The following is a 21,772-nucleotide window of genomic DNA, read 5'->3' on the forward strand; positions in this document are numbered from 1 at the left end:
AGGCGATCAGGGGGTTCAGTCGGCGACCGACACCTCCCAAAGGCGGGCGTTCGACTGCCAGACCGGCTGGCCCTTCAGCTTTCTGGTCGCGCCCCAGACATCGACCATGTCGTAAAGGAAGATGCCCGGCATTTCCTTCAGCATGAGCTCGTGGAACTCGTCGAAGATCTTCTGGCGCTTGCCCTGATCAGCCTCGGCATAGGCTGCGTTCATCAGTTCTATAGCCTTCGGATCGTCCCACATCAGGGAAGCGTTCTCGTCCTTGTCGCCAACGTAGAAGGAATACATCAGGGCGGGGTCGAGACGCGGCGCGACCGACTGCGAAATGACCTGGTAATTGCCGGAACGGCGGCGGTCGACCTGAGTTGCGTAGTCCAGAACCTCGATCTGTACGTTGAGGCCGACCTGCTGCATCATCGCCTGCGCCATGACGGCGGCCGGGAAGCTCGGCACATTGCCGCGCTTGTTGGCGATGATCGAGATCGGCTCGCCGTTGTAGCCCGCATCCGCCAGCTCCTTCTTGGCGGCCTCGATGTCATAGGGAAGACGCTTCTTCTGCGTTTCGCTGAAATAGACCGAGTCCTGCGACACCATCGAGCCGTTCGCCTCGCCCGTGCCGTTGGAGGCCGCAGCAACGAGCTGATCCAGATCGAGCGCCATCGCCATGGCGCGGCGCACGCCCGGATTACTCAGGACCTTGTCGCGGGTCTGAATGTAGAAGAGGTTCTTGCCGTTATTGCGCGCGACGATCAATTGCATCGTTTCGCTCGACTGGAATTCGGGAATGAGATCCGGCGAGATTTCCGCCGTGTCGAGCACACCGGATTCCAGACCTGCCTTCACGGTCGAGGCATCCGGAATGACCATGAACTTGACACCGTCTGCAAGGGGCCGCTTCGAACCGACCATGCCATCCGGCTTTCCTTCGTTTGCCGGCGATACATAATCCGCGAATTTCTCGAGATGGATGTACTCGCCTTTCTTCCATTCCCCCCACATGAAGGGGCCGGTCCCGATCGGCTGGACGAAGCTGCCGTCGGCAGCGACCGATTCAGGCGAAATCATGCCGGTAAAGCCGCATTCGGGACGCGACATCAGGCCAAGGAAAACGGCCGACGGCTTTGCGAGCGTGATCTCGACGGTTGCCGCATCTGTGGCCTTGACGCCGGCGACAGGCGCGGCCCCGCCTTCTGCGAAATCTTTCAGGCAGGTCCACTTCGTCTCGGGCTTGAGGTAGCGCGTCCAGTTCCACACCACGTCGTCGGCCGTCATCGGTCTGCCGTTGTGGAATTTCACGTCGGTGCGCAGCTTGAACGTATAGGTCAGCCCATCGGCCGACATTTCGAAGCTCTTGGCTAGGAGCGGCTTCACTTCGCCGACATTGTTGTAGCCGACGAGGCCTTCGACGATGTGCAGGATTATGCTGTCGGTATTGCCGTCGCGGTTGACGCCCGGATTGTTGCTGCGCAGATCGGAGCTCTGCGCGATCGTGATGTCGCGTGCTGCTGCCATATTGGCCGTGGCGAGCAGTGCGGCGCCCGCAAGAAGAAGCTTTTTCATTGTTCTACCCTCTTTATTGATCGTTATGAGTGGAATCCGTCCCAGCAGGCACGCGAGAGCCTGCCGATCGTCTCGAGCGCCATCGTGTAACCCGGTGTGCCGTCCGGCATGACCTGCGGCACTTCGTCGGTATAGGCGGAGATGATGTAGAAGGGGGCGCCGTCGCGATAGACGATGCCGGCATTCATGCGGCCGCGCTTGCCCGTGCCGCCCTTGTGCGCAACCACCGTGCCGAACGGCAGGCGCGACGGAATGGCATAGCGCAGGATCTGGTTCTTCAGCGTCTGCAGGGCATAGGCGCACAACTGCGGCGATGTGCCGAGCTTCGCGATCGCGTCGGGAGAGGTCTGCGCGTCCAGGATCGTCTGCAACAGGAAGGCCTGGTCGCGGGCTGTCGTGGTCGTGACCGAGGTCAGCGAATGGTCCGGCGGCAGGGCCAGCGGCGGAATGAGGAAGCGATGATGCGTACCGTGCATGCCGATCGATTTGCAGTAGCTGTCCACTTCCTCCAGCGTCAGACGCTCGAACACCATCTTGGTGCAGACATTGTCGCTCAGCACCATCATACCGGTTATCGCGTCGCGCAACGAAATCACGATCCCGGGCGTCAGATACCGGAACATGCCGCTGGCGACTTCCTCGGCAAAGCGGGCTTCGTAAGTGATGGGCTCGTCGAGATCCAGCCGCCCCTCGTGCACCGCCTTCAGCGCCGCCATCATGATCGAGGTCTTGCGCGTGCTGGCAGAAGGCGTTTCCTCGTCGGCCCCGCGTTCGATCGTCTCTCGGGTCCTGAGGTTGTGCACAACGAAGCGTGTCACGAAAGGCTGCGCCTCGCAGATCTCCGCAAGCCTTTCCTTCACCGGGCCAGAATCGGTTAGCCTATCCACATCAATTCTCCAGACGCCATTTGAGTGTCACGCCGCCCTTTTCGTTCTGGTCGAGGGCGGGAATGGCCGAGAGAAGCCGGCGCGTATAGGCTTCCTTCGGACTGTCGAAAATCGTGTCGCGATCTCCCTCCTCGATGATCCGGCCGTCCTGCATGACGACGACGCGGTCGGCCACCTGTTCGACGACGCCGAGGTCGTGACTGATGAATAGGCAGGAAAAGCCGTAGCGTTTCTGCAGATCCGAGAAGAGATCGAGGACCTGCGCCCTGACCGTCACGTCGAGCGCGGATACCGGTTCGTCCGCGATCAGGAAGCGCGGGCGCCGCGCGATCGCACGCGCAATGGCGACGCGTTGGCGCTGACCTCCGGAGAGTTCGTGCGCATAGCGGCCGGCATAGTCGACCCCGAGGCCGACTTCCTCCAGCGTTTCCAGGGTACGCTTGCGCTTGGCCTTGCCATCGAGGCCCGGGACCAGCCTCAGCGCCTCCTCGACCAGCGCGTCGATGGTCATGCGCGGATCGAGCGATGAATAGGGATCCTGGAACACCATCTGGCAGTTGAGCCGATAATCGGTCCAGTTTTCGGTGCGCGGCCGTCCCTGGAACTGGATGCGGCCCTCGCTTTCCGTGACGAGACCGGCAATGGTTCGGCCGAGCGTCGTCTTGCCGGAACCGGAACCGCCGACGAGTGCCACGACCTCGCCCTCGTGAATGTCGATGCTGACGCCATGCAGCGCGCGCTTCGGCCTGTTCTTCCTGAACAGCGACTTTCGGCCTGCATAGTCCACGATGATATCGCGGGCCGAGATCATGGGCACCCTCGTCATGTCGATCTGGCGCGGCCGGCCGCGGAAGGGCAGCGAGGAGAGGAGCTTCTTTGTGTAGGGGTGCTGCGGTGCCGTGAGCAGGTCCTCGGTCCGGCCCTGTTCCACGATCGAGCCCTTTTCCATCACGACGATACGGCTCGTGTAGCGCGCCACCATCGGAAGATCGTGGCTGATCAGCAAAACGGCCGTACCTTCCGCCCGCGTCAGTTCCACCATCAGTTCCATCACGTCGCGCTGGATGACGGCATCGAGTGCAGTGGTCGGCTCATCGGCAATCAGCAGCGACGGCTTCAAGAGCATGACGGAGGCGAGCATGATGCGCTGGCGCATGCCGCCCGAAAACTCGTGCGGATAGGAGGCAAGCGCCCCCTCCGGATCGCGGATTCCGACCCGCTTCAACATGTCGAGGATGAGGGAGCGTCGCTCCTGCGCCGAAGCCTTGGTGTGCAGGATGAGGCCTTCCTCCAGCTGCCGACCGATCGTCATCGACGGGTTGAGCGAGGTCATCGGCTCCTGGAAGACGACGCCGATCTCTGCGCCGCGCAGATGGCGAAGCTCATTTTCCTTCATCTTCAGCACGTCGCGGCCCCTGTAGGACACCGACCCGCCGGCGACGTTGACGGTCGGCGGCAGCAGCGAGATCAGCGCTCGGGTCGCCAGCGTCTTGCCGGAGCCGCTTTCGCCGACGATGCCGAAGATCTCGCCCGGCGCGAGGTCGAAGGAGACCGACTTGACGACCTGATGGCCGGTTCTTGCGACTTCAAGCGAAAGGCCGCAGACGGTGAGAAGCTTGTCCATCGTCATTTCAGGCCCCTCATGCGCGGGTCGAGCCGGTCGCGGAGCGCGTCGCCCAGAAGATTGATGCCAAGCAGCGTCAGCGCGATGCACAGGCCGGGGAACAATCCGAGCCATGCGGCCTGCTGGAGGAATGGCCGCCCGGCCGCCAGCATGTTGCCCCAGGTCGGCGCCGGCGGCGGCACGCCGAGGCCCAGAAACGAGAGCGCGCTTTCCGACAGGATGGCCCAGCCGAACATGGAGGTGGCGAGAACCGTGATCGGCGCCACGCAGTTCGGCAGGATATGGCGCAACATCGTATAAAGTTCGCCATTGCCCATCACGCGCGAGGCCTCGATGAACTCCCGCTCCCTCAGCGAAAGCACGGCGCCGCGCACGACGCGCGCCATGGAAGGCGTATAGGCGATGCCGAGCGCGAAAATGATGCCGTACTGGTTGGCGCCGAAGACGGCGAGCAGCCCGAGCGCCAGCAATATGCCGGGAAAAGCGAGAAGCGCGTTGTTGACAGCCATGATGATGCCGTCCACCCAGCCGCGCGCATAACCGCTGATGAGGCCTATGAGCGTCCCGCAGATAGTGGCAAAGCCGACGGTGAGCGCGCCGATCCAGACGCTGGCTCGGGCGCCGACCATCAGGCGGCTCAAGACGTCCCGGCCGAATTCGTCGGTGCCGAGCAGATGCGCGCTGCCGGGAGCTGCAAGCCGCGCGGTGAAGGAGAGTTTCATAGGGTCGAACGGTGTCCAGAAGAGACCGACGGCAGCGGTGACGATCAGGATGGCGATCAGAATGCCGCCGATCAGTCCGTTGAGGGTGAACTTTTTCATTCGGCGACAACACGCGGATCGAAGAGAGGGTAGAGAAGGTCGACGACGAGGTTGACCAGCACATAGGAGAGCGAAACGAACAGAAGGCATCCCTGGATGACCGAGTAGTCGCGCGCGAAAATGCTGTCCACCATCAGTCGACCGAGCCCCGGAATGGTGAACACCGTCTCGATGACGGCAATGCCGCCCAGCAGATTGCCCAGGATGAGACCGATCATCGTCCAGGTCGGACCGAAGGCGTTCTTGAACGCATGGCGCCAGAGCACGGCGCTTTCCGACAGCCCTTTCGCACGGGCGTGGGTAATGTAATCGAGACGCAGCACTTCCAACGTTGAGGCACGCGCCATGCGGATCAGCACTCCCGCTTCATGGATGACCAGCGTCACGACGGGCAGGACGAGATAGAGCAGACCGGCGGTCAGATTGTCGCCGATCGAGACATAGCCCAGAACAGGCAGCCAGCCGAGTTCAAGCCCGAAAAGCAACAGCAGTAGCAAGCCGAGCCAGAAGGTCGGGATGGACAGAAGAACCGTTGCCGTTCCAACCAGAGCCAGGTCCGTCAGGCTGTTCTGACGCCACGCGGCAATTACGCCGGCCGGTACGGCAATCATGCTTGCCAGAAGCACGGCGACGACAACGATCTCCGCACTCACCAGAAAGCGCGAAACGACCAGCGGCAGCACGGCCTCGTCATTGACGATCGAGCGGCCGAAATCGCCTCGCAGCACATCGCCGGCCCAGATCAGGAATTGCTGGGGCATGGACTTGTCGAGACCGAGCTCCACGCGCATTGCTGCGATCTGATCGGGCTGAGCCATGTCCCCCAGCATCAACGCGGCGGGGTCACCGGGAATGAAGCGGATCAGTGCAAAGACCGCCACGGCGACAAGCACGATCGTCGGAATCGCCATCATCAGACGGCTCAGGATAAAGCGTAGCATCGGTTCCCCACGATTGATGGTCGAGTTGAAATCGAGCCATCATCGGTTTCTTCGGCCCAGACTATGCGGGAATGAGGAATGCCGCGCAATATTATGCATATTCGTCATAGCCTTATGCGGGCTTTGGAAGATTGCGGAGCAATGGAACTGAGGGCTTGAAAAGAGCCAATGTTTTGCTTTTATTGATCTTCTTGCGAAAGCCGGATCTGCTTCTTCAGGGCGTCGCTGAGCGCCTGGGCGGCGATGGAGAGCGGAACTCCGGCGGCACGCACCAATCCGAATTCCTGTGTCGCGCGAGGCACGAACGGCCGGTATACGACGGGCAGGTGACGGTAGAGATTCGCATAGAAGCTGCTGATGATCGACACGCCCAGTCCATGCGCGACATAGGAACACGCAGAACTGTTGGTGTGGGTTTCGATCTTGACCATCTGCTTTACCCCCGCCCGCTGAAAGGCCTGGTCGAGCGCCATGCGGTTCGGCCGTTGCCGACCGATCAGGATCAGCGGCACGTTTCTCAGATGCTTGATGGTGATCTCGGGCAGTTCGGCAAGCGAGTGATCTTTCGGAACGACGCAGACGCTTTCACCGGTCGCAACCTTGTCGATCGCAATGCCCGGCCCCGTTTCGCCTTCGATACGTAAAAAACCGAGGTCGATCACGCGTTCCTCGACCAGTTTGGTGATCGCCGTGGTCGTCTCGAAGAACGTTTCGATGCGAACGCCTGGAAAATCCCTGACATAATCGATCAACATGGCGGGTGCGAAATTTTCCCACATGCTGCTCGGCAGCCCGATGCGGACGATCTCCGGCCCGGAGGAGCCGTTGCGAAGGTCCTCCGCATGGCCGGACATGCGCTCGATGGCCAGCAGGACGTTTTGCGCATCACGCCCAAGAACCGTCGCCTCCGGAGTCGGAATCAACCGGCCCTTGTCGCGGGCGAAAAGCGTGATAGCCAGATCGCTTTCAAGCTGCTGCAGCATGCGGCTCACTCCCGACTGGCTGAGACCCATGGCCTTCGCGGTCGCGATGGTCGATCCGGTTGCAAGGAGTGTCCGCAGGACTTCCAGTTGCTTGATGTTCATGGGGTCAACACCTTCGATGGCGGCATGTTCGTCCCGGCCAGCCGGAAATGCCCTGCTGGAAGGCCGGCGGTATCTTCGACAGAGGAAGCTCTTCGCCGCCGACAAAGCAATAGGTGACCGCCAGATAGAGCGTTTCAGTGTGTCATTTAAAGGCTGAAACGCTCTGTCGTTTTGAATCTACGCACTTCCCGACGGAAAACCGCGCACCCTTTCCCGCCTCCGCTCTATTGCAGCGCCGGGTTCGAGGCTTGCTCTTCATGGACCTCAAACGCGGGTCATGCTGCGACGGCGCCATTGGTCGAAGATCACCACGACCACGATGACGACGCCCTGCCGGTAGGCACGGGTCTTGAGCATCGGCCGCGCGCATCCAAGTCGGTTGATCAAATTTCGCCTAGCGGCACACCTCTCGCCAAGGCCAACTTCAGGAGCGCTTGAGTGTCGGGTCGTCGAGCGCCGGATTGTAGAAGAGCGAGAGCGTCAGGCTACGCGCGATGCGCTCTGCTGTGGCCATGAACCAGGCCTTCGCTTCCTCATTCGGTGCAATGTCGTCCAGCGTCCCAGCAAAGAGCCCCAGCCATTTCGGAAAGAGTTCCGGAGACATATTGGCGACGCCGAGATGCGCCTGCACCGGCTTTCCCCCGTAAGCGCCGCTGCGGAAGGCAACGGCGGACCAGAAGCTTTTCATCTTCTCCATGTGCTCCGGCCAGCGTCCCGAAAGCCTTGCGTCGAATACCGGCCCAAGCTCCGGATGCGCGAGCACACGCGCATAAAACGTGTCGACCAGCCTACCGATGAACGCTTCATCGATCCCGAGTGCTTTCATCTCCGCTTTTGCGCTTTCGCGCATAGCGGGGCTTTGCACAGCGTGGCCCTGCAATTCGTCGCTCATACCATCCGCCCGGTTCGGTCGCATCTGCTGCCCACTATATAGGGATTGCGGACGTCGCGCCCAAAGCCGAACTGCAGAATGCGGCAATCTGCCCGACAAGGATCAGGCCGTAAACGGCAGCGGCGGCAGTTGCCGTCAATAGACGCTGTCGTAGGCCGCACAAATCTCCGTCTGCGTCTTGTCCGCCAGATAGGCGATCTCGCCCTCCTTATGCTTGACGTAGACGTCGGCAAAGCCTTCGGGGAACCAGCTGCACACGGTCGCATTGCCCTTGAAGCGCTGGAGGGCCGCTTCGAGTGTCTGCGGCAGGCGGACGTAGCCGCGGGCGGCAAGGGCCTCCGCGCTCAGGAGCGAAAGATCTTCCTGCGTCGCCTCCGGCACCGCGAGCCCCTCCTCGATGCCCTGTACCCCGGCATGGACGATTGCCGCGAGGGCAAGATGCGGATTGGCGGTCGCATCGGCCGCACGAAACTCGAAGTTGAACTGGGCGGCGCGGGCGATATCGCTGATGTCGGAAACCGGGCAGATGCGCACCGATGCCTCGCGATCCCGAAAACCGAGATTGTTGAAGGCTGCGCTCCAGCGATGCGGTGTGAGACGCAGGTAGGAGACCACGCTCGGCGCCGTGATCGCAATGATCGAGTCGAGATATTTCAGAATGCCGGCGACGAATTTTCCCGCAACTTCGGAAAGCTCATGTTTGCCGTTCGGATCGTAAGTGACCGGGGCACCCGCCGAATCCAGCATGCTCAAGTGGACATGCACGCCGTTGCCGACCCCGGCCGGATCGCGGATCGGCGTGAAGGTCGGCTCATAAGAAAGCTCGCGCGCGACGAGGCCGACAAGTTCGCGGGTAATCAGCGAATGGTCGGCGATGGTGACGCCCCTCTGGGGACCCATCGTCACCTCGAACTGACCGGCGCCGAACTCCTTCAGGATCGTATCGGGCGTCACACCAGCCTCGCGCATTGCCGCGATGATCGCCTCGCAGAAATGCCGTTCCTCCTGGAACCCTCCGAGCGTGAAGGCCTTGCCGATTTCGCCAACGCGGTGCTTGAGCTGGAATTCATGCTCGAAGGCACCGTAAAGCGTGACACCCGCCACGCTCTGCAATCGCTCAAGGGCGGCCTCGAGAATAGAGCGCGTGCAGAATTCCCAGGGGCGGCCGTCGGTATAGCGAATGTTACCGAGAACAAAGTTCTCCTTCGGCGCCCCTTCTTCGCTTTCGAAGCTGACGCAGGTCGACGGATCGGGAATGAGCACGAGGTCGCCGAGCGAGCCGAAGGGGCTTTCGGCGATCGCGTCGAAGCAGGTGATCTGTACATTGGTCGGCGTCCAGCCGACGCCCCGCTGCAAGCGCTTTTCCATCTGCGCCAGCGGAAAGGCCTTGCCGCGCACCTTGCCCGAGAGATCGCCGCAGCAGGCGACCATCATTTCCTCACGTTTCATCTGCGTCCCCGTTGATCCTGTCCTGATCGTAGCCCGGCATCGCAAAGCGGATGCCGTCCCAATCCTTGATGCGCTTCTGCGTCGCCTCCCAATCGGTCTCCGAGACGCGCACGATGAGTGCCTCGACGAGCGCCATGGCAGCAGAAACCGTGTCCCAGGCCGTGCCGGCGTCGATCGGCAGAGCGACGATGTGATCGGCGTTGCGGGCAGCCGGCGACATCCACTTGTCGGTGACGACGACGATGGTCGCGCCACGCTTCTGGGCGATGTTCTCGGCAAGGCGTGCGAGGCTAAGCTGGTAACGCCGGAAATCGATCAGCAGCACGACATCCTTCCGGCGCATGCGCAGCACATGCTCCGGCCAGAATTCCGGGTTGTCGGCCATGTGGTAGATGCCGCTGCGGATCTGCCGGAGGTGGATCGACAGGAAGGAAGCGATGCTGTTGCTGACACGCCCCCCGAGCAGGAAGATGTTGCGCGACGGGTCGGCGAGAAGCTCGGCCAGAATGTCGAACTGTGCCTGCGAAACCATTCCCGTCATTTCCCCCATGACGGCCGAGACACGCGCCACATATTCCGACAGGAACTCCGAATGGCCGACCGGCCTCTGGCTGGATTTCAGGTCGAGGGGCGAGCGCCGGCCCTCCTTCAGCTCGGCGATCAATTGCCGTTGCAGGTCCTGGAAACCGCCGCAGCCGATCTTACTGACGAAACGGGTGATGGAGGGCGCGCTGACGCCAGTCTTGGCCGCCAGTTCCTGAATGCTTTCCAGGCCGGTAAAGGGGTAATCGGCGAGAATGGCGTTGGCGATCTTTCGCTCACTGGCCGTCAGCTGCCCGGCGGCCTCGCGGATCCTCGTGCGGATCGTCGTCGACGATTTCCCATCGCTCATCGGTGTGTCTTCCCTTGGTTGGAACGAATATTCGCGCCCTGAAAAAAATTAGTCAAACAGAAAAATCAGATTGACTATGATTGAAAAATTTCTTTGACTGTTCGCCATTGAAGGCCGCGCCGCCGGCCCGCACGACGGATCTCATCTCATGCTCAGGCTCGCAGATCGCGACACGACCAGATTGCTGCAGGCGGGTGACCCGGATCCCGTAGAATGGATCAATCCCCCCGGCCGATCGGCGATCTTCTTGACCTGCGAACATGCGGGCCGCGCGCTGCCTGCAGCGCTTGGCGATCTCGGCATTGCACCCGAGGAAATGGACCGTCACATCGCCTACGACGTCGGCGCCGAGGGTGTTGCGCGCGGCATTTCCGAACGCCTCGATGCAGCACTCGTCCTGCAGCGCTATAGCCGGCTCGTCATCGACTGCAATCGCCCCTTGGAAGCGACGGACTGCTTCGTGGCGGAGAGCGACGGGACCGTCGTTCCGGTCAACGCCGACCTGTCCGATCGCGAACGTCGCGGCCGCTACGTGGAAATCCATCAGCCGCTGCACGAGGCGATCGCCGTCGCGCTCGACCGGCGACAGGCGGCCGGCAAGCCGCTCTTCCTCGTCTCGGTACATAGCTTCACGCCCGTCATGCGCGCGACCGGCGCCGTGCGGGATTTCGAACTCGGCCTTCTCTACAATCGCGACGCCCGTTTCGCCGAACGGCTGGCCGAAGTCTTCCGCGCCGCCAATCCGGACGTTACCGTCAGGCTCAACGAGCCGTACCACGTCGACGATCTCTCCGATTACACGATCCCCGTGCACGGCGAGCGGCGCGGCATTCCGCATGTGCTTCTCGAAGTGCGCAACGACCTCATCAACGACGCCCGCGGACAACAGGAATGGGCGGACCGGCTGGCCGGCCCCCTCCGGCTTGCGGCAGAAAGCATCGAAGGAACCAATGATGGCCGCTGACCATCCGACCACCCGCGACGTGCCGCTCGACCCGGCCGCTTCCGCCATCCTGTTCATCGACGTGCAGAACTTTTCCGTCAGCCGCGATGGGGGCGAGTTCAAGGATGTCTCCGATGCGGATATTGCCGGCAAGTACGGCTACTACTTCAACCGTATCCGCGAGGTGGCGATACCGAACATGCAGCGCCTGCTCGCCGGTTTCCGCAAGGCCGGCATCGAGGTGCTGCACACGATGATCGAGAGCCTGACGAAGGACGGCCGCGACCGCAGCCTCGACTACAAGATCACCGGCTTCAACGTGCCGAAAGGCTCCTGGGATGGTAAGGTAATCGACGAGCTCGAACCGCTGGAGGACGAGATCGTCTTCCCGAAGAGTTCCTCCAGTGTCTTCGTCTCCACCCATATCGACTATGTGCTGCGTAATCTCGGGGTGAGGCAAATCGTGCTGTGCGGCCTCCTGACCGACCAATGCGTGGAATCGGCAGTGCGCGACGCCTGCGACCTCAACTATCTGGTGACGCTCGTACCGGATGCCTGCGGCACCTATTCGGAGGAACGCCACTACACCTCGCTGAGCGCAATCAAGGGCTATTGCCGCCAGATATCGACCGACGATCTTTTGAAGGAAATCGGGCAGTAACCTGCCCGAACGGCCGACGGGAGGCAAATAGGGAGCATACGAGGGCGGTCCGCACAAGAAGGTCAAAAGACCAGGCCGCACAACGACCACCGCCGAATGGCATCAATAAGGGGAACGACCATGATCAAGACTTCCAGACTGTTTCTGGCAGCGGCAAGCTTCGCGCTTGCCTCTTCCACAGCCATTGCCGACGACGACAAGATCCTGATCGGCGGCGCACTCTCGATGACGGGCATTCAGGCTCCCCTCGACACGCCCGGCTACAACGGCGCGAAGGTCGCGGTGAAGTATCTCAACGACAATGGCGGCTTGCTGGGGAAGCAGGTCGAATTCGTCAATATCGACGGCAAGTCGGATCCGGTGACGGTCGGCAACGTCGCGGTCGAACTGATCGACAAGGGCGCCGAGATCATCGTCGCACCGTGCGATTTCGACTTCGGTTCGCCCGCGAGCCGTGAGGCGCAGTCGGCGGGCCTCGTCGGCATCTCGACCTGCGCCTCCGACCCGCTCTATTCCTCCTGGTCGCTCGGCGACAAGCAGTTCACGCTCTCCATGTGGAATACCACGATGGGTGCGACGGCCGCCGATTTCGCCGTCAAGGAAAAGGGCTGGAAGACGGCCTATGTCGTCACCGACCAGTTCATCGCCTATACCAAATCGCTCTCGAAATATTTCGTGGAGCAATTCAAGGCCGATGGCGGCGAGATTCTGCTCGAAGACACCTACACGAACGGCGACAATAATTTTTCCGCCCAGCTCGCCCGTCTCCAGGCACTCGGCAAGAAGCCGGACGTGATCTTCGTCTCCTCCTACGGCACGGACATCGGTGTGATCATCCGCGCGTTACGCGAAGTCGGCTACGATGCGCCGGTTCTCGGTGGCGACGCCTATGACGACCCGGCCATGCACGAGGCGCTCGGCGAAAAATTCGGCAATGACGTCTATTTCGTCACGCATACCTGGATGGGCCCGGAGGCGCATCCGGATATGCCGAAGTTCATCGAACTCTACAAGGAGATGTTCGGCAAGGCGCCCGACACGTCCTTCGTCTCGACGGGCTGGGATACGATCATGCTGCTCGCCGAGGCGGTCAAGGCGGCCGGAACGACCGAAGGCGCAGCGCTCGCCAAGGCACTTGAAGATGGCCAGTTCAAGCTGCTGACCGGCGATCTCGACTACGGCACGAACGAGGAAGGCCATGTGCCGAACAAGGCAGCGGCCTTGATCGAGCTCAAGGGCGGCAAGCCGAGCTTCGTTGGATGGCGTCAGCCGGAATCCCTGCCCAAGCCCTGATCGGTCAATTCGGGCCGGCCGCAAGGCCGGCCCCATCACCTCGGAAAAGCCATGTCTGAAACGCGTCTCGCGGTAAACGACGTGTCGGTGGAATTCACCGGCCTGCGCGCACTCGACCATGTCTCACTCTCGGTCTCCGCCGGCGAGGTCGTCGGCCTCATCGGGCCGAACGGCTCCGGCAAGACGACGCTCATCAATGCCATCACCGGCCAGGTGAAGCTGGCGACCGGCACGATCGCCGCCGGCGACATCACCCTGTCGGGTCTCTCGCCGCGCGAGATCGCGCTTGCGGGCGTAAGCCGCTCCTTTCAGATCGTGCGCATTTTCAACTCGATGACCGTCCTGGAGAATGTCGAGGCGGCGGCGCTGGCAAAGGGCGCCTCCCGCGCTGTGTCGGCTGAACGCGCGAAGGACCTGCTGGCCGAACTCGGCCTGACGGCGAAGGCGGACGAGCTTGGCGAAAGCCTCAGCTATGGCGACAAGCGCCGCGTCGAAATCGCCCGGGCGCTCGCCGCCGAACCGCGCTTTCTGCTGCTCGACGAGCCCGCCGCCGGCATGAACGATGCCGAGACGGAAACCCTGCTGCACACGCTGGCCGAACTGCCCGAGAAACGCGGCCTCGGCCTTCTCATCATCGACCACGACATGGGTCTCATCATGCGCCTCTGCCACAGGCTGCATGTGCTCGCCTCCGGCCGCACGATTGCGGAGGGCGACGCCGCCCACGTCCGCAGCCACCCGGCCGTTATCGAAGCCTATCTCGGAAAGGGGGCGGCCCATGCTTGACGTCACCGACCTTTCCGTCAGCTACGGTGCGATCCGCGCTGTGCGCAGCATCAGCTTCACCCTTGGAAAGGGCGAGCTGGTGAGCCTGCTCGGCGCCAATGGTGCCGGCAAATCCTCGACCATCAAGTGCATCGCCGGCGCGCTGAAAGCCTCCGGCGGCACCATCACGCTCGAAGGCAAGGACATCACCGCGGCGAGCCCCGAACAGGTCGTGCGCGCGGGCCTTGCCACCGTGCCGGAAACCCGCGACGTCTTCCCGGACCTGACGGTCGCCGAAAACCTGATGCTCGGCGCCTATATCCATCGCCGCGACCAAGCTGGCAACCGCGACAACCTCGAGAAGCTGAACACGCTCTTCCCGCGCCTTGCCGAGCGCTCGAAACAGGCGGCCGGCACGCTCTCCGGCGGCGAGCAACAGATGCTCGTCATCGCCCGCGCGCTTATGGCAAGGCCACGGGTGCTTCTTCTGGACGAACCCTCGCTCGGCCTTGCGCCGGCCATCGTCGAACGCATCTTCGAGATGATCGAGGCACTGAAGAAATCCGGCCTCACCATCCTGCTCGTCGAGCAGAACGTGAACCAGGCGCTTGCCGTCGCCGACCGCGCCTTCGTCATGCGCCTCGGCGCCATCGTCGCATCCGGCACGGCCGAGGAAATCCGCTCGACCAGCGACCTCAGCGCGCATTATCTGGGAGGCTGATCCATGGCTTTCGCGATCCAGTTCGTCATCGACGTCCTGAGCCTCGGCGGCGCCTATGCGCTCATGGCACTCGGCCTCGTCATCATCTACGGCATCCTTCGCCTCGTGAACTTCGCCTATGGCGAACTCATCATGGTGGCCGGCTATACGATGTTTCTCGCCAGCGGCTCGGGCCTGCCCTGGCTCGTCATGGCGGTGCTCGCCGTCGGTATGGCGATCCTCTTCGGCATCATCACCGACTACGCCGCCTTCCGTCCGGTGCGGGCCAAATCGGTGACGGCGGTGCTGATCACCTCCTTCGCCTTCTCCAACCTGCTGCAGAACGCGGCGCTGCTGTTCATCTCACCGCGACCACGCAACGTGCCGCTGCCGGACATCTTCTCGCAGACCGTCTCGATCGCCGGTGCGATCACCCCGGTCCGCAACCTCATCACCATCGCCGCCTCCATCGCGCTGCTCGCCGGCGTCGCCTTCCTGATGCGCAGGACGACGCTCGGCATCGCGATGCGCGCAGCGGCGACGAACTTCACCATGGCGCGCATGCTGGGGGTGCCGGCGAACCTCATCATCTCGTCCGCCTTCGCCCTTTCTGGCTTCCTCGCCGGCGTCGTCGGCATTCTCTGGATCGGCCGCATCGGCACCGTCGTTCCGGGCATCGGCCTGGAGCCGCTGCTCGTCGCCTTCATCGCCACGGTCATCGGCGGCATGCGGAGCCTGCCCGGCGCCGTTGTCGGAGGTTTCCTGCTCGCGCTCATCGACACCACGCTCAACTACACCCTGTCGCAGGACCTGCTGAAATTCCGCGACGCCTTCACCTTCAGCCTCGTCATCCTGATCCTGCTCTGGCGCCCCGACGGCCTCGTCAGGGGGCCGGCGAGCGGACAGCGGACCTGAGGGGAGCGCGACCATGAAACACTCCTATTTCACCGCCCTCATCCTCATCGGCGTCATCGCCATCATCGCCGTAGGAAGCCAGCTCCTCGGCATCCGCCTCTATGACCGTATCGCCACCAACCTGCTGATCTCGCTCGTGCTGGTCATCGGCCTGCAGACCTTCATGGGCAATTCGGGCCTGCTCTCCTTCGCCCATATCGGCTTCATGGGCCTCGGCGCCTACACGTCCGCCGTGCTCACCATCCCGGCTCAGATGAAGGGCATGGCGCTGCCCGATCTCTACGATTTCATGAAGGTCGTGGAAGTTTCGCCGCTCCTCGCCATGCTCGCGGCGGGCGTGCTGGCCGCCGTCGTCGCGGCCGTCGTCGCCTATCCGCTGATGCGGCTTTCGGATGCGGCGTCGGTGATCACCTCCTTCGCGCTGCTCGTCGTGCTCTACACGGTCATGAACAACTGGAGCGCCTTCACCAACGGCCCGCGCACGCTCTTCGGCCTGCCGAAGACGACGGACATGCCGATCGCCGCCATCGTCGCGGCGATCGTGGTGGTCGTGGCGCTTGCCTTCAAGGAATCGCGGACAGGCAAGCTGCTGCGCGCCTCGCGGGAGGACGAGGTCGCCGCGGCGGCTCTCGGCGCCGACATCCCGCATCTGCGCTGGCGCGCCTTCATCCTCGCCGCGTTCATCGCCGGCATCGGCGGGGCGCTGTGGGGACATTTCATCACCTCGTTCGCGCCGAAGGCCTTCTACCTGAAGGAGACGTTCCTCATCATCACCATGCTGGTGATCGGCGGCGCCAACACGGTGACAGGCGCGGTGGCCGGCACGATTCTCGTCACCTTCGCCTATGAGGGGCTGCGCGGCACGGAAGGCGCGCTCAACGCCACCGCCTTGGGCGCCGGCCAGGTCGTCGGCCTCACGGAAATCGTCCTCGCGCTCGCCATGATCGCGGTAATGATCGTCAAGCCGGGCGGCCTCTTCCCGAACCGCGAGATAGGCCACATCCTCAACCGCGCCCGCCGCAAGAAGGAGACAATTGCATGAGCTGGAAGACCGCCTACCGATCTTTCTACTATGCCGGTGCCGAGGAGCCGGACGACATCGTGCTCGATCCGGCGACGACGGCGCTGCTGGTCATCGACATCCAGAACACCTATCTCGACCCGAAGGATACGCCTGAGGAAACCGCCCGCTGGCAGCCTTTCTACGACCGTATGCGCAAGACGGTGATACCGAACACGGCGCGGCTGATCGACGAATGCCGCAAGCGCAAAGTGGAGGTCATCTTCGCCCGCATCGCCTGCCTGAAGCCGGACGGGCGCGACCGCTCGCTGAGCCAGAAGAAGCCCGGCTTCAATTACCTGCTCCTGCCGAAGGAGCTGCCCGAGGGCCAGATCGTTCCGGAACTGGAGCCGCGTAGCGACGAGATCGTCGTCACAAAGACGACAGACAGCGCGCTGACCGGTACGAACCTTCGCCTCGTCCTGCACAATATGGGCATCAAGGACGTCATCTGCTGCGGCATCTTCACCGACCAGTGCGTCTCCTCGACCGTGCGCAGCCTTGCGGATGAAAGTTTCGGCGTGGTCGTCGTCGACGATTGCGGCGCCGCGGCGACGGACGATCTGCACCGGCGGGAACTGGAGATCATCAACATGATCTACTGCCATGTCGTCTCGCTCGAAGAGGTTCTCACCTTTTTCAGATAGAGGAGATTGCCTGCGTGCCCGATCTCTACGCCCGCGAAAGCCGCTCGGTTTCGAAAATGGCGCATCTGCGGTTTTTTCCGCAGGCGGTCGTCGGGGGCAGCGGCGCCTATCTGACCGCCGACGACGGGCGGCAGCTTCTCGATTTCTCCGCCTCCTGGGGCGCGGCGAGCCTCGGCCACTCTCATCCGGCGATCCGTGAGGCGGTGGGCCGCGCGCTCTCCGATCAGGCGGGCGCGAGCTATCTTTCATCGGCCAACGAGGCTTGCGTGCTGCTTGCCGAAAAGCTGCTTTCGCTCGTGCCTGAGCGCGCCCGCGGCCGCGTCTGGTTCGGCCATTCCGGCTCCGACGCCAATGAGACGGTCGCCCGCATGGTCGTCGCCGCCACCGGCCGGCCGCGCATTCTTGCGTTCCACGGGGCCTATCACGGCGGCACCATCGGTTCCATGGGCGTTTCCGGCCATCCGGCACAACAGGGCAGTCGGGCCCAGGGCCTGACGCTCGTGCCCTATCCGAACAGCTATGCCGCCGGCAGCCCCGAGGTTGCAAGGGACGCGGCGCTCGCCCGCCTCGAGCGGCTCTTCGCGACCGAAGTGCCGCCGGAAGAGGTCGCAGCGTTCTTCATCGAACCGATTCAGTCGGACGGCGGCATGCTGGTGCCGCCGGACGGATTCTTCAAGGCGGTGGAAGCGCTCTGCCGCAGGCACGGCATTCTGATCGTTTCGGACGAAGTGAAGGTCGGCCTCGGCCGCAGCGGCCGCTTCAACGCCTTCGAGCATTCCGGTATCGAACCGGACATCGTCGTCTTCGGCAAGGGCCTTGGCGGCGGCCTGCCGATTTCTGCGGTGGCCGGTCCGGAAGCCATCATGAATCACAGCGTTGCCTTCTCGCTGCAGACCGTGCACGGCAATCCCGTCTGCGCGGCCGCCGCGCTGGCCGTGCTGCAGACGATCGAGTGCGACCACCTCGTCCTGAATGCGGAAAGAAGCGGCAAGGTGCTGCGCGCTGCGCTTGACCGCCTTGCCGCCGGCCATCCGCTGATCGGCGATGTGCGTGGCCGCGGCCTCGCCCTCGGCGTCGAGCTTGTGACCGATCCCGCCAGCCGCGAACCGGCTTCGCGTCAGGCGGCGCTGACCGTCTACCGCGCCTTCCAACTCGGCCTCGTACTTTATTATGTCGGCATGCGGTCCAACGTGCTCGAACTCACGCCTCCGCTGACATTGACGCAGGCGGAGGCCGAGGCGGGTGTCGCTCTGCTCGACCAGGCGCTCGCCGATGTGGCCGCCGGACGCATCGATGAGGCCTTGCTTGGAGATTTCGCGGGCTGGTAACGGCGTCGCTGGCCTTTCATGGATGATTGCGGGCTTCCCGGTCTCCAATCAGCTGCGTGAGTTCAATGCTCCGGCACGGGCGGTAGCGGAACAGGCCTTTGAAACGTGCGATGTAATTGCTTCCAGCCGGGATCGTGCATGTGAGCGTGCAGACCGGCCCGCTCCACGAGCGCCTTTGCTTCGGCTTCACCGAAAGCCAGCGCCTCATACATGTCGGCGGTCAGTACCCTACCCTCCTCCATGATGATCCTGCCGTCGACGATCACCGTATCGACATCGCTGCCGACAACCTGGTGGATCAGCCGGTGAACCGGCATCCAGTTGGGCGTCAGGTGCGGCTTGCGCATGTCGATGATGACGATGTCCGCCTTCTTGCCCGCCTCGAGCGAACCGATCTCGTGATCCATGCCGATGGCGCTGGCCGCATCGATGGTGATCATCTCGAAGACCTTGCCCGGCGGCAGGATGTAGCGGTCGTGATTGTGCAGGATGTGCTGGGTGGCTTGGGCGCTGCGCGCGATCTGGAGCATATCGAAATGACGGCTCGGAGCCGCGCCGTCCGAAGTGATCGCGACCGGCACGCCCCGGGCCATCATCTCCATGATCGGCGTGGAGCGTCCGGGTGGCGCGTGGGTGACATGGGTGCCGGTTTCGGCCAGGATGTCGATCTCTTCGTGGGATATTCCCCAGCAATGCTGGAGGTGCACATCGGGGCCCAGCAGCGCATTTTCCTTGTCCTGCCAGGCCATGCGTATCTGTCCGGCGAAGGCATCGGAATGGATGCGCACGCCCCATTTGCGCGCGGTTTCACGGATGCGCCGCGCCTGCATCCGGTCGTTTTCGGTCAGATTGACGGCAAAGTCCGGCGTCGAGGCGTTCGACGGTTCGACCGAAGGCACGATCGTGAATGGCGTCAGGAAGACCTTGATGCGCCCGTCGGCGGTTCCGTTCAGGCTTTCGATGACGGCTTCGGCGCCCTCGATCATCTCTTCGAAGGAGACGCTGCGCCGCTCCGGCTTGCCGCTTTCCCACCGCGTGACCGATTGCGGCCAGGGCAGACCCGCTGGGCCAACGCAGATGATCTCGCGAAGCCCGAGTTCCGAATAGGCGCGAGCATGATTGATGGCGAATACCGGATCGTCGCTGCGCGGCATCGATGTGATGATGCTGGCCGAGGTGGTCACGCCCGCACGAAGTCTTTCCAGGCCCGAGACGAGGCCATCCGCATACCAGTAATCGCGGGTGACATAGTGATAGTAGGTCGGCGTCACAATGCGCATCCACAGCGAATTGGTGTCGGCGCCAATGCTGCGGATAAGCGCATGGCCGGCATGGCCATGAGCATCGATCAGCCCGGGGATGATCATCTTGCCCCGGCAGTCGATCACTTTCTTTCCGGCATGACGAGGAGCCAGCGCTTGCGACGTGCCTATGTCGACAATCCTGTCCTTCTCGATTGCCAGCGCACCATCGTCGATGATCCGCCGTGTCTCGTCGACGGTGACGATCGTCCCGTGAAGCAGCAGGAGCCCTTCCATTTCCTCTTCCCCTTGAAAAATGCCGTTGGCGTTATTCGATGCGTGGTTTCCGCGCCCCGTAATGTCATTCCGAACTGTCGATGTTCTGATTCATAATTGCCAACAATATCGTTGACAATAAAACAATCGATTATGATACTGCCAAAAAAATCGGGCCAACCACTCTATCGACCGTCATAAGGGGAAGTTCATGTCGCGTTTAAACAGGTTCCTGATATCGGCGCTGGCCGCGGCGGCTATTGCCGCGCCGGTGCTGGCCACTTCGGCAAGTGCCGCCACGCTGCGCTGGGGCAGCCGGGCAGATATCTATTCGCTCGACCCGGATTCCGTTCCCTCGACATCCAATCTGGCGTTCCTGAACCACATCTATGAAGGTCTGATCCGTTATGGCCCGAATTTCGAGATCGAGCCGGCGCTCGCCACCGAGTGGAAGCTGATCGACAGCAAACACTGGCGTTTCACCCTGCGCAAAGGCGTGAAATTCCACGACGGCGCGGATTTCACGGCCGACGACGTGGTCGCCTCGATGAACCGCGTTTCGGACCCGACCTCGCCCCTGCGCGGCAACATTCCGCTCTATGTCGGCGTCAAGAAGGTCGATGATTTCACGGTCGATATCGAGGTTTCGGCGCCGACCGCGCTGTTCCTGAACGACATGACCAATATCTTCATGTTCAGCGCCAAATGGCTGAAGGACAACAACGCAGAAAAGCCGACCGATATTGCGTCCAACACCGAGAATTACGCCACGCACAACACGAACGGCACAGGCCCGTTCAAGCTGGAAAGCCGCGTGCCGGACAGCAAGACAGTTCTCCTCGTCAACGATCAGTGGTGGGATCAGAAGAAGCACAATCTGGACCGGATCGAGTATATTCCGATCTCGTCGGCGGCAACGCGTGTTGCAGCGCTTCTTTCCAACGAAATCGATCTGCTCGATTCCGCCCCCATTCAGGATCTTCCCCGTCTGGAATCCTCGCCGGGTATCACCGTGAGCAAGCGCACGGAATTGCGCACGGTTTTCATCGCCTTCAACGGCAAGGAGAAGCTCGAAGACGGGCGTCCGAACCCGTTCCTGGACCTTCGCGTGCGCCAGGCCGTGGAAGCAAGCATCGACCGCGATCTCATCAACAAGAAGATCATGCGAGGGCTGGCGCGGCCTTCCGGCTCGCTCATAGCACCGGAAATCGCCGGCTATGCGAAGTCGCTCGACACTTATCAGCCTGCCGATTCCAAGCTTGCCCAGAAGCTGCTCGAAGAGGCCGGCCAGAAGGATCTCGCCTTCACCTATCTGTGCATGAACGACGAGAGCATCAACGAGGAAGACATCTGCTCGGGCATTGCAAACATGCTCAAGCGTGCCGGCTTCCAGCCCACCATCGACATGGGCCCGCGCGCCGTGCAGCAGGCGAAGCGCACCAATGGCAAGGCCGACATGTTCAATCTGAGCTGGGCAAACGAACCGACGCTCGATGCCTATTCGCTGCTCTCTCAGGTTCTCTCCACGCGCAGCGGCTCGACGGGCGTGTCCAACTATGGCGGCTGGTCCTATCCGGAACTCGACGATCTGGTGAAGAAGGCGGCACAGGAACCTGACACCGCCAAGCGTCTCGCGCTGGAAGAACAGGCGCTGAAAATCGCCAAGGACAAGGCGATCCTGATCCCGCTTCACCAGCAGCCGATCGCCTGGGGCATGCTGGACAAGGTCAAGAGCGTGGACTTCCGTGCCGACAACAAGCCGCGCCACTGGCATACGCAAATGGCCGAATAG

At 62.4% G+C, this 21,772-nt stretch carries 20 protein-coding genes; 10 read left to right on the forward strand and 10 right to left on the reverse strand.

Translation table 11 applies throughout. The features are described from left to right. Window positions 1-15: 15 nt before the first annotated feature. The 9 genes from ACFHWW_RS32775 to ACFHWW_RS32815 form a co-directional block, all read right to left on the reverse strand. Window positions 16-1,560: an ABC transporter substrate-binding protein gene (locus ACFHWW_RS32775; protein WP_100671943.1), complete on the reverse strand. Its 1,545-nt coding sequence runs from the start codon at window positions 1,558-1,560 to the stop codon at window positions 16-18. 23 nt (window positions 1,561-1,583) lie between these two features. Then, on the reverse strand, window positions 1,584-2,447 hold the full coding sequence (locus tag ACFHWW_RS32780; protein ID WP_379943479.1) for a serine hydrolase: 864 nt from the start codon (window positions 2,445-2,447) through the stop codon (window positions 1,584-1,586). A gap of 1 nt (window position 2,448) precedes the next feature. Beyond that, complete coding sequence (locus tag ACFHWW_RS32785; protein WP_100671944.1) at window positions 2,449-4,077, reverse strand: ABC transporter ATP-binding protein; 1,629 nt, start codon at window positions 4,075-4,077, stop codon at window positions 2,449-2,451. Continuing rightward, window positions 4,074-4,892, reverse strand: coding sequence for an ABC transporter permease (locus ACFHWW_RS32790; protein WP_275597461.1), 819 nt, complete (start codon window positions 4,890-4,892; stop codon window positions 4,074-4,076). The genes ACFHWW_RS32785 and ACFHWW_RS32790 overlap by 4 nt, the downstream gene beginning before the upstream one ends. Then, window positions 4,889-5,833, reverse strand: coding sequence for an ABC transporter permease (locus ACFHWW_RS32795; RefSeq protein WP_379943482.1), 945 nt, complete (start codon window positions 5,831-5,833; stop codon window positions 4,889-4,891). The genes ACFHWW_RS32790 and ACFHWW_RS32795 overlap by 4 nt, the downstream gene beginning before the upstream one ends. A 179-nt stretch (window positions 5,834-6,012) precedes the next feature. Next, window positions 6,013-6,918, reverse strand: a complete 906-nt coding sequence (locus tag ACFHWW_RS32800; protein ID WP_100671947.1) for a LysR family transcriptional regulator — start codon at window positions 6,916-6,918, stop codon at window positions 6,013-6,015. A 424-nt stretch (window positions 6,919-7,342) separates the two neighbouring features. Next, window positions 7,343-7,810 carry a group III truncated hemoglobin gene (locus tag ACFHWW_RS32805; RefSeq protein ID WP_379943484.1) on the reverse strand — a complete coding sequence of 156 codons (468 nt, stop codon included), beginning with the start codon at window positions 7,808-7,810 and terminating at the stop codon, window positions 7,343-7,345. Between the two features lie 135 nt (window positions 7,811-7,945). Further along, a complete protein-coding gene (locus ACFHWW_RS32810) occupies window positions 7,946-9,259 on the reverse strand; it encodes a glutamine synthetase family protein (protein ID WP_379943486.1) in 1,314 nt (437 codons plus the stop codon). Beyond that, on the reverse strand, window positions 9,249-10,151 hold the full coding sequence (locus ACFHWW_RS32815; protein WP_275597457.1) for a MurR/RpiR family transcriptional regulator: 903 nt from the start codon (window positions 10,149-10,151) through the stop codon (window positions 9,249-9,251). Before ACFHWW_RS32815 ends, ACFHWW_RS32810 begins: the two co-directional genes overlap by 11 nt. A gap of 148 nt (window positions 10,152-10,299) precedes the next feature. Between ACFHWW_RS32815 and ACFHWW_RS32820 the strand changes: the two genes are divergently transcribed. The 9 genes from ACFHWW_RS32820 to ACFHWW_RS32860 all read left to right on the forward strand — a co-directional run bounded on the left by ACFHWW_RS32820 (window position 10,300) and on the right by ACFHWW_RS32860 (window position 18,463). Continuing rightward, complete coding sequence (locus ACFHWW_RS32820; RefSeq protein WP_379943488.1) at window positions 10,300-11,115, forward strand: N-formylglutamate amidohydrolase; 816 nt, start codon at window positions 10,300-10,302, stop codon at window positions 11,113-11,115. After that, window positions 11,105-11,755 carry an isochorismatase family cysteine hydrolase gene (locus ACFHWW_RS32825; protein WP_379943490.1) on the forward strand — a complete coding sequence of 217 codons (651 nt, stop codon included), beginning with the start codon at window positions 11,105-11,107 and terminating at the stop codon, window positions 11,753-11,755. Before ACFHWW_RS32820 ends, ACFHWW_RS32825 begins: the two co-directional genes overlap by 11 nt. 120 nt (window positions 11,756-11,875) lie before the next feature. After that, entirely contained in the window at window positions 11,876-13,048 is a 1,173-nt protein-coding gene (locus tag ACFHWW_RS32830; RefSeq protein WP_379943492.1) for an ABC transporter substrate-binding protein, read from the forward strand. Window positions 13,049-13,099: 51 nt separating this feature from the next. Next, complete coding sequence (locus ACFHWW_RS32835; protein WP_100671952.1) at window positions 13,100-13,834, forward strand: ABC transporter ATP-binding protein; 735 nt, start codon at window positions 13,100-13,102, stop codon at window positions 13,832-13,834. Beyond that, entirely contained in the window at window positions 13,827-14,534 is a 708-nt protein-coding gene (locus tag ACFHWW_RS32840; RefSeq protein ID WP_379943494.1) for an ABC transporter ATP-binding protein, read from the forward strand. The genes ACFHWW_RS32835 and ACFHWW_RS32840 overlap by 8 nt, the downstream gene beginning before the upstream one ends. Before the next feature lie 3 nt (window positions 14,535-14,537). Further along, on the forward strand, window positions 14,538-15,428 hold the full coding sequence (locus ACFHWW_RS32845) for a branched-chain amino acid ABC transporter permease (RefSeq protein ID WP_379943496.1): 891 nt from the start codon (window positions 14,538-14,540) through the stop codon (window positions 15,426-15,428). Between the two features lie 13 nt (window positions 15,429-15,441). Further along, window positions 15,442-16,470, forward strand: a complete 1,029-nt coding sequence (locus ACFHWW_RS32850) for a branched-chain amino acid ABC transporter permease (RefSeq protein WP_275597452.1) — start codon at window positions 15,442-15,444, stop codon at window positions 16,468-16,470. Beyond that, window positions 16,467-17,135 (forward strand): cysteine hydrolase family protein, encoded by a 669-nt coding sequence (locus tag ACFHWW_RS32855; protein WP_275597451.1) that lies wholly within the window; start codon window positions 16,467-16,469, stop codon window positions 17,133-17,135. Before ACFHWW_RS32850 ends, ACFHWW_RS32855 begins: the two co-directional genes overlap by 4 nt. 14 nt (window positions 17,136-17,149) lie before the next feature. Continuing rightward, window positions 17,150-18,463 carry an aspartate aminotransferase family protein gene (locus tag ACFHWW_RS32860; RefSeq protein ID WP_379943498.1) on the forward strand — a complete coding sequence of 438 codons (1,314 nt, stop codon included), beginning with the start codon at window positions 17,150-17,152 and terminating at the stop codon, window positions 18,461-18,463. A 62-nt stretch (window positions 18,464-18,525) separates the two neighbouring features. Here the strand turns inward: ACFHWW_RS32860 and ACFHWW_RS32865 are convergent, their stop codons facing one another. Next, window positions 18,526-20,001: an amidohydrolase family protein gene (locus ACFHWW_RS32865; protein ID WP_379943500.1), complete on the reverse strand. Its 1,476-nt coding sequence runs from the start codon at window positions 19,999-20,001 to the stop codon at window positions 18,526-18,528. A gap of 190 nt (window positions 20,002-20,191) precedes the next feature. On the opposite strand from ACFHWW_RS32865, the gene ACFHWW_RS32870 reads away from it, so the two are divergent. After that, on the forward strand, window positions 20,192-21,772 hold the full coding sequence (locus ACFHWW_RS32870; RefSeq protein ID WP_379943502.1) for an ABC transporter substrate-binding protein: 1,581 nt from the start codon (window positions 20,192-20,194) through the stop codon (window positions 21,770-21,772).

It is taken from the genome of Sinorhizobium sp. P24N7 (assembly GCF_042436655.1).
GTDB lineage: Bacteria > Pseudomonadota > Alphaproteobacteria > Rhizobiales > Rhizobiaceae > Sinorhizobium > Sinorhizobium meliloti_A.

Coding starts and splice junctions, on each gene's coding strand:
- ACFHWW_RS32775 (WP_100671943.1), bottom strand. CDS start 1,560: ATGAAAAAGCTTCTTCTTGCGGGCGCCGCACTGCTCGCCACGGCCAAT.
- ACFHWW_RS32785 (WP_100671944.1), bottom strand. CDS start 4,077: ATGACGATGGACAAGCTTCTCACCGTCTGCGGCCTTTCGCTTGAAGTC.
- ACFHWW_RS32790 (WP_275597461.1), bottom strand. CDS start 4,892: ATGAAAAAGTTCACCCTCAACGGACTGATCGGCGGCATTCTGATCGCC.
- ACFHWW_RS32795 (WP_379943482.1), bottom strand. CDS start 5,833: ATGCTACGCTTTATCCTGAGCCGTCTGATGATGGCGATTCCGACGATC.
- ACFHWW_RS32800 (WP_100671947.1), bottom strand. CDS start 6,918: ATGAACATCAAGCAACTGGAAGTCCTGCGGACACTCCTTGCAACCGGA.
- ACFHWW_RS32805 (WP_379943484.1), bottom strand. CDS start 7,810: ATGAGCGACGAATTGCAGGGCCACGCTGTGCAAAGCCCCGCTATGCGC.
- ACFHWW_RS32810 (WP_379943486.1), bottom strand. CDS start 9,259: ATGAAACGTGAGGAAATGATGGTCGCCTGCTGCGGCGATCTCTCGGGC.
- ACFHWW_RS32815 (WP_275597457.1), bottom strand. CDS start 10,151: ATGAGCGATGGGAAATCGTCGACGACGATCCGCACGAGGATCCGCGAG.
- ACFHWW_RS32820 (WP_379943488.1), top strand. CDS start 10,300: ATGCTCAGGCTCGCAGATCGCGACACGACCAGATTGCTGCAGGCGGGT.
- ACFHWW_RS32825 (WP_379943490.1), top strand. CDS start 11,105: ATGGCCGCTGACCATCCGACCACCCGCGACGTGCCGCTCGACCCGGCC.
- ACFHWW_RS32830 (WP_379943492.1), top strand. CDS start 11,876: ATGATCAAGACTTCCAGACTGTTTCTGGCAGCGGCAAGCTTCGCGCTT.
- ACFHWW_RS32835 (WP_100671952.1), top strand. CDS start 13,100: ATGTCTGAAACGCGTCTCGCGGTAAACGACGTGTCGGTGGAATTCACC.
- ACFHWW_RS32840 (WP_379943494.1), top strand. CDS start 13,827: ATGCTTGACGTCACCGACCTTTCCGTCAGCTACGGTGCGATCCGCGCT.
- ACFHWW_RS32845 (WP_379943496.1), top strand. CDS start 14,538: ATGGCTTTCGCGATCCAGTTCGTCATCGACGTCCTGAGCCTCGGCGGC.
- ACFHWW_RS32850 (WP_275597452.1), top strand. CDS start 15,442: ATGAAACACTCCTATTTCACCGCCCTCATCCTCATCGGCGTCATCGCC.
- ACFHWW_RS32855 (WP_275597451.1), top strand. CDS start 16,467: ATGAGCTGGAAGACCGCCTACCGATCTTTCTACTATGCCGGTGCCGAG.
- ACFHWW_RS32865 (WP_379943500.1), bottom strand. CDS start 20,001: ATGGAAGGGCTCCTGCTGCTTCACGGGACGATCGTCACCGTCGACGAG.
- ACFHWW_RS32870 (WP_379943502.1), top strand. CDS start 20,192: ATGTCGCGTTTAAACAGGTTCCTGATATCGGCGCTGGCCGCGGCGGCT.